Origin of the sequence: Flavobacterium psychrophilum DSM 3660 = ATCC 49418 (assembly GCF_002217405.1) — a bacterium.
Taxonomy (GTDB): domain Bacteria; phylum Bacteroidota; class Bacteroidia; order Flavobacteriales; family Flavobacteriaceae; genus Flavobacterium; species Flavobacterium psychrophilum.
Window position 1 is genome coordinate 120,319 of record NZ_MUHE01000030.1, and the last position, 16,480, is coordinate 136,798.

At 31.1% G+C, this 16,480-nt stretch carries 16 protein-coding genes; all 16 read left to right on the top strand.

All coding sequences use genetic code 11. The annotated features are described in order from the left end of the window. The first annotated feature begins 328 nt into the window (after positions 1 to 328). The gene (locus B0A57_RS08815) at positions 329 to 1,234 is read left to right on the top strand and encodes a T9SS type A sorting domain-containing protein (RefSeq protein WP_034099239.1); all 906 of its coding nucleotides are present in this window, start codon (positions 329 to 331) and stop codon (positions 1,232 to 1,234) included. A gap of 576 nt (positions 1,235 to 1,810) precedes the next feature. After that, positions 1,811 to 2,668 carry an ABC transporter permease gene (locus tag B0A57_RS08820; protein ID WP_034099237.1) on the top strand — a complete coding sequence of 286 codons (858 nt, stop codon included), beginning with the start codon at positions 1,811 to 1,813 and terminating at the stop codon, positions 2,666 to 2,668. Between the two features lie 19 nt (positions 2,669 to 2,687). After that, positions 2,688 to 3,947, top strand: a complete 1,260-nt coding sequence (locus tag B0A57_RS08825) for an ABC transporter ATP-binding protein (RefSeq protein ID WP_034099235.1) — start codon at positions 2,688 to 2,690, stop codon at positions 3,945 to 3,947. A 3-nt stretch (positions 3,948 to 3,950) separates the two neighbouring features. After that, positions 3,951 to 4,637, top strand: coding sequence for a WbqC family protein (locus B0A57_RS08830; RefSeq protein ID WP_011963400.1), 687 nt, complete (start codon positions 3,951 to 3,953; stop codon positions 4,635 to 4,637). Between the two features lie 4 nt (positions 4,638 to 4,641). Further along, the gene (locus B0A57_RS08835; protein WP_011963399.1) at positions 4,642 to 5,271 is read left to right on the top strand and encodes an acetyltransferase; all 630 of its coding nucleotides are present in this window, start codon (positions 4,642 to 4,644) and stop codon (positions 5,269 to 5,271) included. Next, positions 5,271 to 6,389 carry a dTDP-4-amino-4,6-dideoxygalactose transaminase gene (gene rffA / locus B0A57_RS08840; RefSeq protein ID WP_034099233.1) on the top strand — a complete coding sequence of 373 codons (1,119 nt, stop codon included), beginning with the start codon at positions 5,271 to 5,273 and terminating at the stop codon, positions 6,387 to 6,389. The genes B0A57_RS08835 and rffA overlap by 1 nt, the downstream gene beginning before the upstream one ends. Then, positions 6,382 to 7,539: a glycosyltransferase gene (locus tag B0A57_RS08845; RefSeq protein WP_034099231.1), complete on the top strand. Its 1,158-nt coding sequence runs from the start codon at positions 6,382 to 6,384 to the stop codon at positions 7,537 to 7,539. The genes rffA and B0A57_RS08845 overlap by 8 nt, the downstream gene beginning before the upstream one ends. Further along, a complete protein-coding gene (locus B0A57_RS08850) occupies positions 7,533 to 8,531 on the top strand; it encodes a glycosyltransferase family 2 protein (protein WP_052079079.1) in 999 nt (332 codons plus the stop codon). The genes B0A57_RS08845 and B0A57_RS08850 overlap by 7 nt, the downstream gene beginning before the upstream one ends. A 15-nt stretch (positions 8,532 to 8,546) precedes the next feature. Continuing rightward, positions 8,547 to 9,563 carry an acyltransferase gene (locus B0A57_RS08855; RefSeq protein ID WP_034099229.1) on the top strand — a complete coding sequence of 339 codons (1,017 nt, stop codon included), beginning with the start codon at positions 8,547 to 8,549 and terminating at the stop codon, positions 9,561 to 9,563. A gap of 8 nt (positions 9,564 to 9,571) precedes the next feature. Next, the gene (locus tag B0A57_RS08860) at positions 9,572 to 10,828 is read left to right on the top strand and encodes a glycosyltransferase family 4 protein (protein ID WP_038466136.1); all 1,257 of its coding nucleotides are present in this window, start codon (positions 9,572 to 9,574) and stop codon (positions 10,826 to 10,828) included. Positions 10,829 to 10,840: 12 nt separating this feature from the next. After that, positions 10,841 to 11,728, top strand: coding sequence for a glycosyltransferase family 2 protein (locus B0A57_RS08865; RefSeq protein WP_038466139.1), 888 nt, complete (start codon positions 10,841 to 10,843; stop codon positions 11,726 to 11,728). Beyond that, positions 11,718 to 12,632 carry a glycosyltransferase family 2 protein gene (locus tag B0A57_RS08870; RefSeq protein ID WP_038466142.1) on the top strand — a complete coding sequence of 305 codons (915 nt, stop codon included), beginning with the start codon at positions 11,718 to 11,720 and terminating at the stop codon, positions 12,630 to 12,632. The genes B0A57_RS08865 and B0A57_RS08870 overlap by 11 nt, the downstream gene beginning before the upstream one ends. A 1-nt stretch (position 12,633) precedes the next feature. Continuing rightward, positions 12,634 to 13,845 carry a hypothetical protein gene (locus tag B0A57_RS08875; RefSeq protein ID WP_011963391.1) on the top strand — a complete coding sequence of 404 codons (1,212 nt, stop codon included), beginning with the start codon at positions 12,634 to 12,636 and terminating at the stop codon, positions 13,843 to 13,845. After that, positions 13,842 to 14,750 carry a glycosyltransferase family 2 protein gene (locus tag B0A57_RS08880; RefSeq protein WP_038466145.1) on the top strand — a complete coding sequence of 303 codons (909 nt, stop codon included), beginning with the start codon at positions 13,842 to 13,844 and terminating at the stop codon, positions 14,748 to 14,750. Before B0A57_RS08875 ends, B0A57_RS08880 begins: the two co-directional genes overlap by 4 nt. Beyond that, a complete protein-coding gene (locus tag B0A57_RS08885) occupies positions 14,740 to 15,411 on the top strand; it encodes an acylneuraminate cytidylyltransferase family protein (protein ID WP_034099217.1) in 672 nt (223 codons plus the stop codon). The genes B0A57_RS08880 and B0A57_RS08885 overlap by 11 nt, the downstream gene beginning before the upstream one ends. Positions 15,412 to 15,430: 19 nt before the next feature. Beyond that, positions 15,431 to 16,471, top strand: coding sequence for an N-acetylneuraminate synthase family protein (locus B0A57_RS08890; protein ID WP_038466148.1), 1,041 nt, complete (start codon positions 15,431 to 15,433; stop codon positions 16,469 to 16,471). Positions 16,472 to 16,480 lie beyond the last annotated feature (9 nt).

Below are 16,480 nucleotides of genomic sequence, written 5' to 3' on the forward strand. Positions count from 1 at the left end.
CTTTAAATTATGTTTTTTGACCTAAATTCAGGATATATTAAATCCTTTTTTGAAACATCTCTATTGCTCTTTATGGCGTATAAATGTTTAATGCGAAATGATTATTTGTAAACACGATTTGTAAAAACTTGCTTCTTTAGCGAATAAAAGCTTTACGCTAACTGGTTCCTAAAAACCAATAAAATGTTATTATTTATTTTTTAATTATATCTTATTGAAAAAATAAATAATAACAAAATCGTTCTATTTTTTTGCGAATGTAATATTAATTTAGATTAAATAAAAATAAATAATATATTTGCATGATTAATTATTTAAACCTTATACCATGAAAAATATTTATTTTTTAATTTTATCTCTTAATTTTTTTAATGCTTTTTCTCAAACAGAAGTAAACGTTATGGGTATTCCAATTTGTGGCACTTCAATTTCAAGTTCTGTTCCTGCTAATTATGATGGGTTTGCAGGATACAAAAGTTGGGCAGGTATGATTTACAATTCGAGTTCAATAAATCAGACAGGCTTAATTAAAAGCATCAGTTTTGCAGTAGATTGTACTTCTTATGCCTGTAACTTTCTTACGGCTAGTAATCAAAAAATATATATAGCCGAAGTAAATTACAGCTCTTTTGCAAGCAATACTAAGCCAGATTTGTCTTCGTTTACCAAGGTTTTTGAGGGCGATATTACTTGGTCTAGAGGTGGCTATGCTGGTGGGCCTGTATGGCATACAATAAATTTAAGCACGCCTTTTAATTATACTGGCACAAAAAATTTACTTATTTATTTCGAGAATAGTAATAATGGTGTTTTAGGGGGGGTTAGTTGCGGTACTAAACCTCTGTTCTTGGTCGAATCTGCTAGTGAGAGAGCGAGTCTTTACAGTAATTTTAATACAGTTCCTAGCACTACAGGTAGATATTCTAATCAAGTTCCTTATTTAAAATTAACATTTAAAAATAATCTTTCTACAAAGATATTTGATTCAAATGATGGGTTTGTAATGTTTATTGACAATAATAATAGCATGAATATATCAATTAATAGTCTTATAGCCTCAAATGCCTCACTAATAATTTCAGCGATGACTGGTCAAGTTCTGGTTGAGAAAGTATTTTTTATGCAGGAGGGTAAAAATGATATTGTCTTATCAAATGCCTTGGCTAAAGGGTTTTATGTCGCTCAAATTAAAATTGGTGATAAAACAACTACCGCTAAGTTTTATATTGATTAACTAAGTTCCTATTTGCGCAGCTTAAAAAAGTTGTCTTAATTTATCTAATTCGTGGCCGAAAGTATAACATAGCACAAGCTACAAACAGTGGCAAATTGTGTTTTTTTATTCCAGTAAATTAAAACTCAAAAGGCCATTTTTTTTTGCCACAGATTTAAAATATTTTCACAGATTAATGAAATGTAGATTCAAAATTTACTGCAAAAATCTGCAAAAATCTTTTAAATCTGTGGCAAAACTATTATTGTTACTAGTGACCGATAGGTATATAACCAAACAGAGATAAAAAAAGCGTTAGACAACCCAATTCTTGGCACAAAGCTATGTTATACATTTTCCTCATCTTTTATTAAATTCACAAATACTATGTTGCTATCGAGTTAAAAATAAAAATAAAAGAGTTAATTTGCATTCAATGAGTTGTTAAGGAATATTTTACCGTGGTTTTACAATCGAGTAAAAATATTAAAGATTATGGCTTCAATTTCTTTTCAGTTGGTTAAACTTTGTTATATTTGACTGGGTATTTTACTTTTAAATATGCTTTTTTTGAATATGAATTTAGTATTTTGATTGATGAAAGAATATAAAGAAACAGCAGAAGCGTGGGATTCGGTAATACAATCTCAGACAGCTCTTTTTGATTTGAGACTGAAGGAACTCTGGCATTATCGCGATTTGTTAATCTTGTTTGTGCGTCGTGATTTTGTAACAGTTTATAAACAAACCATTTTGGGCCCGCTTTGGTTTTTTATACAACCTATATTAACCACTATTACGTTTACTATTATTTTTGGAAATGTAGCCCAATTATCTACAGATGGTGCGCCAAAAGTAGTTTTTTATATGGCAGGAATTATCTTATGGAATTATTTTTCAACTTGTTTAACCTCAGTAGCTGGCGTTTTTAATGCCAATGCAGGGATTTTTGGAAAAGTTTATTTCCCTAGATTAATCATGCCACTCACTATTGTAATCTCTAATTTAATGAAATTTGGGGTTCAGTTTGTTTTGTTTCTAGTATTTGTTTCTTATTTTTATTACCAAGGTCAAATTTTACCTAATCTCTGGATCTTGTGTACACCTCTTGTTGTCTTTCTTATGGCTGTTATTTCTATGGGAACGGGGTTAATCTTATCGGCAATGACAACAAAATACAAAGATTTAAACCAGTTAATATCCTTTGGCGTTCAACTGTTTATGTATGCTACACCGGTTATTTATCCGAGTTCTTCTATACCTAAAAATTATCAATGGATTACCCATTTAAATCCATTAAGTAGCTTGTTCGATTATATGCGCTATGCGTATTTAGGCGTTGGAAAATTTGATTTTACAGCATTACTTTTCCCAACTTGTTTCTCTGTAGTTATTTTAGCCTTCGGAGTTATAGTATTTAACAAAGTGCAAAAAACATTTATGGACACGGTGTAGGTATTTAGTAAAAAAAAACATGAGTAAAACAATAATAAAAGCAGAAGATATATCCAAACAGTACCGACTAGGTTTGGTAGGTACTGGAACACTAAAAGACGATATAAAGCGTTGGTGGCATAACATACGAGGAAAAGAAGATCCTTTTTTAAAAATTGGTCAAGCAAATAATCGTGCAACCAAAGGCGAAAGTGATTATGTATGGTCGTTACAAGATATTAATTTCGAAATTAATCAGGGAGATTCTGTAGGTATTATTGGAAGAAATGGCGCAGGAAAGAGTACTCTTTTAAAAATATTAAGCCAAGTAACACAGCCTACAACCGGAAAAATTTATACCAAAGGACGTATTGCTTCATTATTAGAGGTAGGAACAGGATTTCATCCAGAACTAACGGGGCGGGAAAATATTTTCTTGAACGGCGCTATTTTAGGAATGCGCAAACATGAAATAGCTAGAAAATTAGACGAAATTATTGCTTTTTCAGGAGTCGAAAGATATATCGATACACCTGTAAAACGCTATTCCTCTGGGATGTATGTTCGATTGGCTTTTGCCGTAGCCGCACATTTAGAATCTGAAATTTTAATTATCGACGAAGTCTTAGCCGTTGGCGATGCCGATTTTCAAAAAAAATGTCTAGGCAAAATGAACCAGGTGAGCAAAGGCGAAGGAAGAACAGTCTTGTTTGTAAGTCATAATATGGCAGCCGTTGAAGCACTTTGTAATACCGCAATAACATTAAAAAATGGTCGTTTAATTGATTCTGGAAATCCGTCTAAATTGATTAAAAATTATTTAATAGAAAATTCAAACACTAATAGAAAAATTCGTTTTTCAAACATAGAAGAAGCCATTGGTAATAACGCTATAAAAATTTTAAGTGCCAGTGTAAATAATGCTTCAAGTAACAACACAGACGATATTATCGATTTGTCATCTGACATTGAAATTACTTTTGAACTGCTTAACTTAACTAATAATCCAGAAATTTCTATCGGTTTTGATTTAAAAACAACCCGAGGAGAAATCCTTTTTGGAAGCGGTCGTGTTATTTCATGCCCAAATCATAAAAACACAACAGTTACCTGCCAAATTCCAGGAAATTTACTAAATGATGATACCTATCAAATCTTATTATATGTACACACAAAAGCAATGGGTTTACTTTTTATGAAAGATGAAATTTTGTCCTTCGAAATTAAGGATGCCAAACGTGAAGAAGGCTATTTAGGAAAAGTAAATGGATTTATAAGACCAACTTTAACTTGGAAATAATAAATGAAAAAAATCGCAATTTTACAATCCAATTATATTCCATGGAAAGGTTACTTCGACTTAATTGCATCTGTCGATGAATTTATTATTTATGACGAAATGCAATATACTAAGAATGATTGGAGAAATAGAAATAAAATAAAAACTAAAAATGGTATCGAATGGATAACCATTCCCGTAAAAGTAACTAGTATCTCGCAAAAAATTAATGAAACCCTAATTTTTGATAAAAAATGGTTTAAAAAACACCAAGCAACATTACAAACTAATTATGCCAAAGCAAAATGTTTTAATGAAACTAAAGATATTATTTTCGGGTTGTATAAACAAGCCCAAAGCAAAGATAAATTATCCGAAATAAATCAAATTTTCATAAAAGGCATCTGTGATTTTTTAGATATTAAAACAAAAATTAGCGTATCTTCAGACTATAATTTGATAGCAGGAAAAACAGAACGATTGGTAGATTTGTGTAGGCAAACAAACGCTACAAATTATTTATCTGGACCTTCGGCAAGAGATTATATAGATGAAAGCCTTTTTAAAGAAAAAAATATTATTTTAGAATGGATGAATTACGCAGATTATAAAGAATATAAGCAACCAAACCTTCCTTTCGAACACGGGGTTTCTATACTCGATTTAATTTTTAATGAAGGAAAAAACGCTCGTAGTTTTTTAAAATACTAACACAATGAAAACACTAGCAATAATTGGTTCAGGTACTTTGGGATTGCAAATGGCTCATTATGCAATTGCTGATAAACATTATGATAAAGTTGTTTTTATTGATGATTTTGCCACCGAAAAAGAAAAAAACGGTTATCCAATTATTGGAAAAACTACTGAGGTCGAAAAATTATACAAACAAGGTTTTCTAGAGGAACTTATCATAGGAATTGGTTACAAACATTTAGAGGTTAAAAAAGAATTATATGATTTTTTTTTAGGCAAAATTCCTTTCGGAAAAATCATACACTCTTCTTGTTGGGTAGATCCAACTTCAGTTATAGAAGAGGGCTGTTTTATTTATCCTTGCTGTGTTCTTGATGCAAATGTAATTATAAAAGCCAATACAATCTTAAATTTAAATTGTACTATAGCACACGATACAGTTATTGGAAATCATTCTTTTTTATCACCAAGAATAGCCGTAGCTGGTTTTGTAACAATAGGAGAACTTTGTTTTTTAGGTATTAATGCTACCATTATTGATAACATTAATATCGCAAAACAAACCCAAATAGGTGGCGGAGCAGTTGTAATACAATCCATAAAAAAAAACGGATTATATGTAGGTAATCCAGCAAAATTTATACGATAATGATACCATTTAACAAACCTTTTTTAACGGGTAAGGAAACTATTTATATTGAGCAAGCTGTTCAATCTGGAAAATTATCAGGTAATGGAAATTTTACCCAAAAATGCCAACAATTTTTTGAAGACAAATACAAATTCAAGAAGTGTTTGCTAACTACCTCCTGTACAGATGCGCTAGAAATGTGTGCCATGCTTATAAATTGTAACCAAGATGACGAAATTATTGTGCCATCTTATACTTTTGTGTCTTCTGCATTGGCTTTTGTTCGTCAAGGGGCTAAGATAATTTTTGCCGATTCGCAGGATAATAATCCTAATATAGATGCAAATAAGATAGAACACTTAATTACACCTAAAACAAAAGCAATTGTAGTGGTACATTATGCAGGAATTGCAGCTGATATGGATAAAATCATGCAGTTAGCCCACCAGTATAATTTAGTAGTTATCGAAGATGCCGCTCAAGCAATCGATTCCTTTTATAAAGGCAAACCCTTAGGGAGTATTGGTCATTTAGCCGCCTTTTCATTTCACGAAACAAAAAATGTAATTTCTGGCGAAGGAGGAATGTTAGCCATTAACGACGATAAATATATTGCTAGAGCAGAAGTTATTTGGGAAAAAGGAACCAATCGTGCTTCTTTTTTTAGAGGTGAAATTAATAAATACGGCTGGGTAGATACAGGTTCTTCATTTTTGCCTTCAGAGGTGATTGCCGCTTTTTTATGGGCGCAATTAGAAAATTTAGAACTCATACAAGAGAAACGCAAAGCAATTTGGAACACCTATTATAACACGTTAAAATCATTTGAAAAGGAAGCTAAAATAAAGTTGCCAATTGTTCCTGATTATGCTTCAAATAATGGACACCTATTTTATTTAATTTGTAATTCTATCGATGAAAGAACAGATTTGATAAACAAATTAAAGAACAATAATATTCATGCTGTTTTTCATTATATCAGCTTACATTCTAGCGATTATTATTCGAAAACAAACGAAGTTCCAGCACTAAAATGGTCTGATTACTATACCGATAGATTACTGCGTTTGCCCTTGTTTTTCGAACTCACAGAGGAGCAGGTAATTATGATTTGTAATACAATTATACATGAGTAAAGTAAAAGTTTTATTTGTAGTTGGAAGCTTATGCCGTGCCGGTGCCGAGCGATTTGCTTATGAAATAGATACCGCATTAAACAAAAAAAAGATTCAAACAACTATTTTTTGTTTAGAATTAGAAAACGAAATCTCACACAATTGGAAAGAACGCTATTACGACAAAAAACACCTAGAATTAGGCACTCCAATTGTATTTAAGGATAAATTTTTAGATAAAAAAAAGACTTTTATTGATCGATTAGAAGGTTATTTATACAGAAAACTTAAAATTACCAAACCAAAGAAACCGAACTCTGACTTAGTTGCTTTTTTAAATTCTTTCGATGTCATACATTGGATGGGGGAGTACACTTACATTCAAAGCATTCCTAAAAACATTCAAAACAAAAGCCTAATACATATCATGTCTGCAAGATTTCAGGATGATACGATATACAAATCGTTTGATTTTTCTAATCATTATAACTTTTGTTCTCCATTTAAAAAGGAAGAATTACTGTATGAGTTAAATTTATTTAAAGACTATAATCACACTTTTATTCCGTTAGTTTTAAAAATGAATAACTTAAATAACCAATGGAAATTTAACCACGAACCCATAAAAAAAATTGGTATTTTTACCAGATTAGACAGGTATAAGCCATTAGATCCATTTCTATATGCTTTTCATTTATTATTAGATAAAATGCCAAATTGCGAATTGCACATATACGGAAACGGAGATCCAAAAACGGAAGGAATAATCGGTATTATTGAAAGACTAAATATTAAAGAAAAAGTCTTTTTTAGAGGACATCAAGATAATATTGTAGAAACCGTTTTTAAAGAAAATCTTTCCTTATCGTGGTTTCAAGGTTATAATAATGACAGACCAGCAGGGTATGCAGGTATAGATATTTGTACTACAGGATTGCCTTTATTATGTTGGGATTTTCATCCAAAACCAAATAATATTGTCAATACCATTTATCCTCATTTTAAAAACTTAAATGAGTTTGTGAATTATACTTTAGAAATATTAAATGATAAAGAAAAAGCAATTGTTTTATCTGAAAATCAATTTAAACAGACAAAAAAAGACAGAAATATCGATTTGTATATTCAAGTTTTAGAGCAGGAATATCTTAGAATTTATAATTTATGCTAATTTCTGTTGTTTTACCTGTTTATAACGTAGCTCCTTATATTGATGAGGCAATAGATAGTATTTTAAATCAAACGATACAAGACTTTGAAATTATTGTTATAGATGATTGTTCTACAGATAAAACTATCGAAATTATTAAATCATTTAACGACCAAAGAATTAAAATTCTTACAAAATCTGAAAACAAAGGATTAATAGATAGCTTAAATATTGGTTTTAAAGCCGCAAAAGGAAAATATATAGCCAGAATGGATGGCGACGATATCTCAGACTTCATGCGATTTGAAAAACAACTGCATGTTTTAGAAAACAATCCTACAATTAAAGTTTGCGGTAGTTGGTTACAAGCCTTTGGCAAAGAGAACAAAATAATAAAGCATAAAGAAAATCATGAACAAATTTTGGTTCACATGATGGCGCATTGTTCTATGTCTTTAGGTGCTGTGATGATAGATAGGGCTTGGGTTAAAGACGAATGTTTTAATGAGGAAAAAAAGCATGTAGAAGATTACGATTTTTGGTCTAGAGTAATTTGGAAAGGAAAATTATATAACATTCAAGAAGTATTGTATCATTATAGAACGCACGAAAATCAAGTGTCTAATAAATACAATCATATTCAAAGAAAAGGTGATATCCCAATTAAATTAGTCTTTTTTAAAAAATTAAATTACAATCAAGAAAAGTTTCAAGACAGTTTTTTTGAAAAAATGTTTTTGCAAAAAGAATATTTCACCATCGAAGAATTTAGTCTTTTTTTAGCATGGTTTAGCATAGTACAAGAACAAAATAAAAAACTAAAAATATACAATCAGTCTGATTTTAATAAAGTCATCAAAAAATATAAAACTAGTTTAATTTATAAAATTTATTTTCATTCCAACTTTTGTAAAATTGATAAAAAATGGCGAATTACAGCTTTAACTAAATTGTCATTTCCCGATTTGTTTTTCGTTTTTAAATTAAAAATTAAAGAAAAATTAAAATTTTAAATAACATTTTTGATTATGAAAATAAGTAAAACAGTACCAACTCATTACGGGATTTCACTTCTAAGAATTTTAGCCACCTTATCTGTAATCATTATTCATGTTGCTGCACCGCTCGTTATGAAATTTGGAAAGATTTCAAATTTCGATTGGAATGTTGCCAATATTTATGATAGTATGAGCAGGTATGCCGTTCCTGTTTTTTTTATGATTAGTGGCGCTCTATTATTGGGTAGAGATTCTGAAATAAAAGATTTCTTAAAAAACAGATTGGGTAAAATACTACCACCATTTTTATTTTGGTCTTTATTTTATAGTGTAACCAATAGGTATGTTTTTACACAGGAAACATTCAGTATTTCTAAAATTATAAGAGATGTTTTTTATGGAAGTAAATATCATTTATGGTTTGTATATGCACTAATTGGCGTGTATCTAATTACGCCAATTATTCAAAAATGGCTTAAATTTTCTGAAAACAAAGAGATTTTATATTTTTTAATTATTTGGGTAATAACCCTTTTTCTAACCATTCCTGGTATAGCTATTTATTTTCCAAAAATAAATTTAGCCTACTTCTCGGGGTATTTGGGATATTTTATTTTAGGTTATTATTTGAAAAACTATGGAATGCAAAGAAAACTAATTTCTTACTCATTACTATTTGTGGGATTAGCAATTACCATTTTAGGATCTTATTATATGACCCAAAAAAATGGCGTTTTTTATGATTATTTCTATGAGTATTTATGTATAAATACATTACTAGTATCTATGGGTGTTTTTCTGCTTTTCAACACTATTGAAACTATAAATGATAACCTTAAACCTATTATTTCTAAATTAAATGAGTGTAGTTTTGGGATTTATCTTGTTCATCCTCTGGTGCTTAATATTTTTGGATTATTAGGAATAGGAGGCAGTTTTATAAGTCCTGTAATTGGCATTTTAATCGTTTCATTAACTTGTTTTTTGCTAAGTTTTTTCCTAATTTTTAGTATTAAAAAAATAAAATTTGGTCATCTAATTGCTTAAATCATACCATGAAAATTAAAGAAAACCAAAATAATAAAAAGAAAATTGTTTTTAAGATTAGTGAGTTTCCTCACGTATCCGAAACTTTTATTATTGCACAAATAATTACAGCAATTCAGCTTAATTATGCGGTGGTTATTTTGGTAAATAAAGCCTTAGATTTCGAGCAAAGCCTTCACGAAGACTTACTTCTAAAATATAAATTAAATGAGTTCATTGTTTTAGAAGATGTAAAAATTCCTAAAAATAAAATAATTAAATGTTTTAAAATTTTTTATTTATTTATTTCAAATTTAAGCCATTTAAAAAACATGCTTAATTTTTATAAATTTCAAAAAGAGAAAAGTTTTAGTTGGATTTTTTATTGGATTTTTTACAAACAATTCGATGATTCAAACACTATCTTCCACATTCAATATGGTAACAATAAATTCCCAATAGATGTTCTAAAAGCAAAATGTAATTTTAAAGCTAAAGTAATTACTACTTTTCATGGTCATGATGCTTTTTTTCCAATGCAAGGCTTTATTCCCAATAATGGTTATTATGATTTGCTTTTTGAAAGTGCCAATATAATAACAGCAAACACACCTTATTTAGCTGATAAAATTAAAAAATTAAATTGTCCGCCCGAAAAATTAAAAATCATTCCAGTTGGGGTCGATACAAACTTTTTTAATGTATTAGATCGAGTGCAAAAATCAAAATCAATTTTAAAATTAATTAATGTTGGAAGATTAGATCCAGTTAAAGGGCAGAAATATCTTATTCAAATAGTAAATCAAATTCTTGAAAAAGGTATTAATGTTCATTTAGATATTGTTGGAGAAGGGGCAGAGAGAAATAATTTAGAACAAATAATTCGGAAATATAATTTGGCTGAAAGTATTAAACTTGTTGGAGAAAAATCAGAATCAGAAATAAAAGAAATGTATTTAAAATCCGATTTATATCTTTTTGCAGCGGTTCCTTTACCAAACGGCAGAAGGGAAACACAAGGTTTAGCAACACTTGAAGCCCAAGCTTGCGGTCTTCCAGTAATTGCTTACAACTCTGGCGGTGTAAAATATACTATAAAAGACAACGTAACGGGCTTTTTATTTGATGAATTTGAAATTGAAAAAGTAGTAAAAAAACTATTATTTTTAAATGAAAACAGGGCAGTTATTTACGAAATGAGTAATAATTGTTATAAGTTTGTTGCTAAAAATTACAGCCAAAAAGTGATCAAAGAAAAATGGTTTAGCATTTATTCTAATTTATAATATAGAGAAAAAATGAGTTTAGTTTCTATCATTATTCCTGTTTACAATCAGGAGCAATTCCTGAGCGAAACAGTACAGGCTGTGGTTAATCAAACGTACGCTAATTGGGAATGTATTTTGGTAAATGATGGTAGTACCGATGGTTCTGTGCTTATTTTAGCAAGAACTTTAGCAAAAGACAATCGCTTTTCCTGTATAAATTCTGAAAATAAAGGCGTGAGTCATGCCAGAAATTTAGGACTCCAACAAGCAAAAGGCGAGTACGTTTTGTTTTTAGATGGCGACGATTTAATTCATCCAGAAAAACTCCAGCAAGCTATTGCTGGTTTTCAGGAAAATGCCAGTTTAAGTATCGTTTTTAATACGACTAATTATTTTCAAGACACAATTCAAAACACCTTGTATCCTATAAAAATTAAAACCCAATTATTAAATTTTAATGATTTATTATTGTATTGGGGAGAAAAAATAATAATTCCAATTCATAGTGCTATTATTAAAAAATCCTTATTTGAAGGAATTGAATTTAATGGTGACCTTACCGCACAAGAAGATTGGTTGGTTTGGTTGCGCTTGTTTCAAAAAAAACCAAAAGTATTGGTTTTAGACACGGTTTTGAGTTACTACCGAAAACATAATTCAAGTAGAACACAATCGTTTTCATTAAAAGAAGATCATTTTAAAGCTTTAGAAATTTTTGAGAAATATATTGGTTCTGATAATCATAAAAAGTTACTACTGCATCAAGCAGAACGATATTATGTGAGAGCTAATGCAAACGCATTCAAATTAAGTGAAATAAAAAAAAGCAAAACCTATAGAACGGCTTTTTTTGTAAAAAAGATAGCAGTAAAATTAAAATTATTAGGAATAATCAAGTTTTTTAAAGATGAAAAATGATCTTGCCATTGTAATCCCCTATTATAAAATTAATTTTTTTAAAGAAACCCTAGATTCTTTAGCCAGTCAAACCAATAAGAATTTTAAAGTTTATATTGGTAATGATGCCAGTTTAGACAATCCGTGGGAACTGTTATCAAAATACCAAGGCGATTTCGATTTCGAATACCATGAGTTTCAAGAAAATTTGGGTGGTACATCGCTCGTAAACCAATGGCATCGTTGCGTAGATTTAGCAAAAAAGGAGCAATGGCTCATGCTATTGTGCGATGACGATACGATAAGCGAAAATTATATTGAAGCATTTTATAACCATATAAAGGAAGTTAATAGTTTGAATGTGGCCGTTGTTAGATATGCTTCGCAAGTAATAGATGAAAACAACATTCCATTGTCTACCATTGTACAACATCCTAAATTAGAATCGGCTATAGATTTTTTATTCAGAAAACTAAAAGGAGGCACCAGAAGTACCTTGAGCGAATACATTTTTAAGAGAGAAATGGTTCTTAAAGTTAGATTTAAAAATTTACCTTTGGCTTGGTTTTCTGATCTTTTGGGGGTATTAGAATTTTCTGAGTTTAAAAACATTTATACCATTAATGAGGCATTGTTAAAATTTAGACTAAGCGGTATTAATATAACTTCAAAAACTGATGATGTGGTTTTAAAAAATGAGGCTACTTTTCAGTTTTATTATTATTTGCTAACGATTGGTAAAAAACATTTCAATAAATATCAGATTTTTGTTTTATTAAACACCTTAGAAAACACTTTTTTTAACAACAAAAAAAACACCAAACATTGGCTGCTGTACACCAAGTTGTGTTTTTTAAACCTCAAAATTTCCAGATATATTGCATTTATAAACCGAATATTTATTACTGTCGTAAAAAAAATATAGTATGCGTTTTTTAATTATTACACAAGATTTACATATTACAGGTACCAGTCAAGGCATTATTGAACGGTCTTTCTTATCAAAACTCAGAATTGTTTATCCTGAAGCGCATATCGATGTGCTTTATCTGTGTACCTCTAACCAAGAAGATCATTTAGAAATTTTACCAGTAAATTCGATCCTAAAAAAGACAATAAATATTAAGATTCCTTTTGCTGTAAAATGGATAAACAGACTAACCAGCAGACTGTTTCAGGTTTTGTATGCCGAAAATTACATACACAACCAATTTGCAAAGGAGATAAAAAAAATAGATTATACGTTGTATGATCACATTATGGTTAGAAGCGCGGGTTTAAATCACGAAACGCTACTGGCCATGCATAACTTACCCATTTTGAAGCATGCCGTTGTAAATTTTCATGATCCTTATCCGTATTCTTGGTACAAAGGTTTGTCGTTAAGAGTTACAAATCTAGAATTAGTGAGGCTACAAAAAATGATACAAATTGTAGCCCAAGCTAAAACCTGTTGCGCATCGGCTTATTATATGGCTAAAGATTTGCAATATTTATACGCTTCCAATAAGTGTTTTTATACCTTACCACACCAGTTTGCCTTTGCTGGTTTCGATTTGTCAGATAAGAATATGGTGCGTAAAAAAGAAAGAAAAATTCAAATTTCGTACCATGGTGCTTTAATGTTTGGAAGAGATATTTTCACATTAGTAGCCGCTTTTATACAATTGATGAACCAATATGATTGGATAAAAAATGAGGTCGAAATGGTATTGCGGGTAAAAGGTGATGGTTTAGAAAAATTAAAACAACTCGTTACGGGTTACAATAATATTTGGGTTCTAGAGACACTTAATTTTTCAAATTCAGCCAACGAGCAAATACACGAAAGCGATATTACTATTGTTCTAGAAAACGGCCCTTATTATAGTAATATATTAGGCGGAAAAGTACCGTTTTTATTTGCATTAAATAAAAAAGTGTTTATTTCGTCGCCCGAAAGAAGTGAGCTAAAAAAGCATTTTCCAAATTATCCTTTTTTAGCAGATATGAATGATTTAGAAGATACGAAGGCAAAATTATACGCAGTCTTAACTTCCCATGATAGGCATGAGGCTAGTACAAAACAATTCTTTTCGGACGAGTGTTTTAAGACAGCATTAGATGTTATTTTGCATAACCAAACAAAGCTTAAATGATTATATTTTCCATTTTAATAACCACAAAAAACAGATTGGAGGATTTAAAAATTACCCTTCAAAAAATCACCCATTTGCTAGAAAGAAGCGATGTAACTTGTGTGGTTTATGATGATGGTTCTGCAGATGGTACTTCGGTATATTTAAAAAACAATTATCCAAATATTCAGTTACACACTAATATTAACAGCAAAGGATATATTTATAATCGGAACTATTTACTAAACCATTGTGAGGGAAAATATGCCATTTCGTTAGATGATGATTCTAATATTTTAACTGAAAATTGTTTAGAAATTATTAAAAATCATTTCAATTCCAATAAAAATTGCGCAGTTATTGCTTGTCGTATTTTTTGGGGAAAAGAGGAACCTTTTACTTTTGATGCCAAAGAACTTGTAGAAAGAGTTAACGGATTTGTGGGATGTGGTCATGTTTGGAATCTCAAAGCCTGGAAAGATATTCCTAATTATCCGGAATGGTTCGAGTTTTATGGCGAAGAAAATTTTGCTAGTTTCCAATTGCTTAAAAAAGGGTGGACTATACAGTATGTACCACAAATTTTAGTACACCATCGGGTAGATGTTGCGGCCAGAAAAAACAACAACGATTATCAAATTCGCCGCCGTCGTTCTCTAAGAGCCGGTTGGTATAATTATTTTATATTTTATCCCATTTCAAAAATTCCAAGGAATATGGCTTCCTCTGTTTGGCAACAATTAAAAAATCATACCTTTAAAGGGAATTTAAAAGCTACTGTTGCTATGGTGCAAGCGACTTTCGATTTGTTCCTGCATAGTGCGGTCATTTTTAAAACCAGTAACCGATTAACCAAAAAAGAATATTCAGCCTATTGTAATTTGCCAGAGGCCAAAATATATTGGAATCCTACTCATGAAAAATAAAACCATTGTCATTATTCCGGCCAGAGGAAATTCTAAACGGCTACCAGGCAAAAATACCCGCTTACTTGGCGGTATTCCTTTGCTAGCGCATAGCATAAAATATGCGCAACAATTTTCGTTTATCAAGGATATCTATGTAACTACCGATAATTTAGAAATTAAAAATATTGCCTTACAATTTGGTGCCCAAGTAATTGATAGGCCTGCCGAAATTTCAGGCGATTTCGAGCCAACGGTTTCTGCGCTTAAGCATGTTATCGCATCTTTGCCTAACGATGTCGAAAACGTCATTTTATTGCAGCCAACCAACCCTTTGCGTCCACTAAGTTTATTAGCAGAAGCTTTTCAAATCTATTTAAATTCGGATTCAGACAGTTTGTTTACCGTATCCAGAAATCAGAACAAATTGGGTAAAATTGTTCAAGAAAAATTCCAACCGTTTAATTACAAAATAGGACAACGTAGTCAGGATTTAGAACCTTTATTTTATGAAAATGGGTTGCTTTATATTACTAAAGCAAGTTTAATTAGAAATGATATTATTATTTCTAATCAAGCATTTCCTCTCGAAGTAAATCATATTTTTGCCAAAGTAGATATCGATACGCAGGAAGATTTTGATTATGCCGAATATCTGTTCAAAAAAGAAACTTTTTATTAACTACCATTCACTAATTTAAATGAATCCATATATAGAAATTGCAGGAAGAAAAATAGGAGCCAATTTTCCCCCTTTAGTAATTGCCGAAATAGGTATTAATCACGAAGGATCCTTACAAGTAGCCAAGGAAATGGTTGCTGCTGCCCATCGTGCAGGCGCTGAGGTTGTCAAGCACCAAACCCATATCGTATCCGATGAAATGTGTGGGGCCGCCAAGAAAGTAATTCCTGGCAATGCCACGGTTTCTATTTATGAAATCATGGAACGTTGTGCCCTAAACGAGGCTGACGAATTAGAATTAAAAAACTACGTAGAAAGTTTAGGCATGATTTTTATCTCTACGCCATTTTCTCGTGCAGCTGCCGAAAGACTAAAAAAATTTGATATTCCAGCCTATAAAATTGGCTCGGGCGAATGCAATAATTATCCATTACTAGAACATATTGCTACTTTTGGCAAACCCGTCATTTTAAGTACGGGTATGAATACCATAGAGAGTATTGCCAAAGCCGTGGCTATTTTCGACAAACACAATATTCCAGTAGCCTTATTACACACCACTAATTTATATCCAACCCCCATTCATTTGGTTCGTTTTGGAGCCATGCAAGCCATGCACGAAGCATTTCCAGATAAAGTTTTCGGATTATCAGATCACACCTTAAATAATAATGCTTGTTTGGGTGCAGTGGCTTTGGGTGCCAGTATTTTAGAACGACACTTTACCGATCACATGCAACGCACAGGCCCAGACATTATTTGCAGCATGAACGAAAAGGCTTGCGCCGAACTAATCGTCAATTCGGCCGAAATAGCCTTAATGCGTGGCGGTACTAAAAAACCTGCCCATGAAGAACAAGTAACCATCGACTTTGCTTTTGCAACAGTTTGCACCATAAAGCCCATAAAAAAAGGCGACGTTTTTACCAAAGAAAACATTTGGGTAAAACGCCCAGGCACAGGAAAAATTTTGGCCAAACATTTCAATACTATTTTAGGAAAAGTAGCTACTCAGGCTATAAATGACGATACGCAGCTAACTTGGAGCGATGTTAAGTAGCGGAAATTA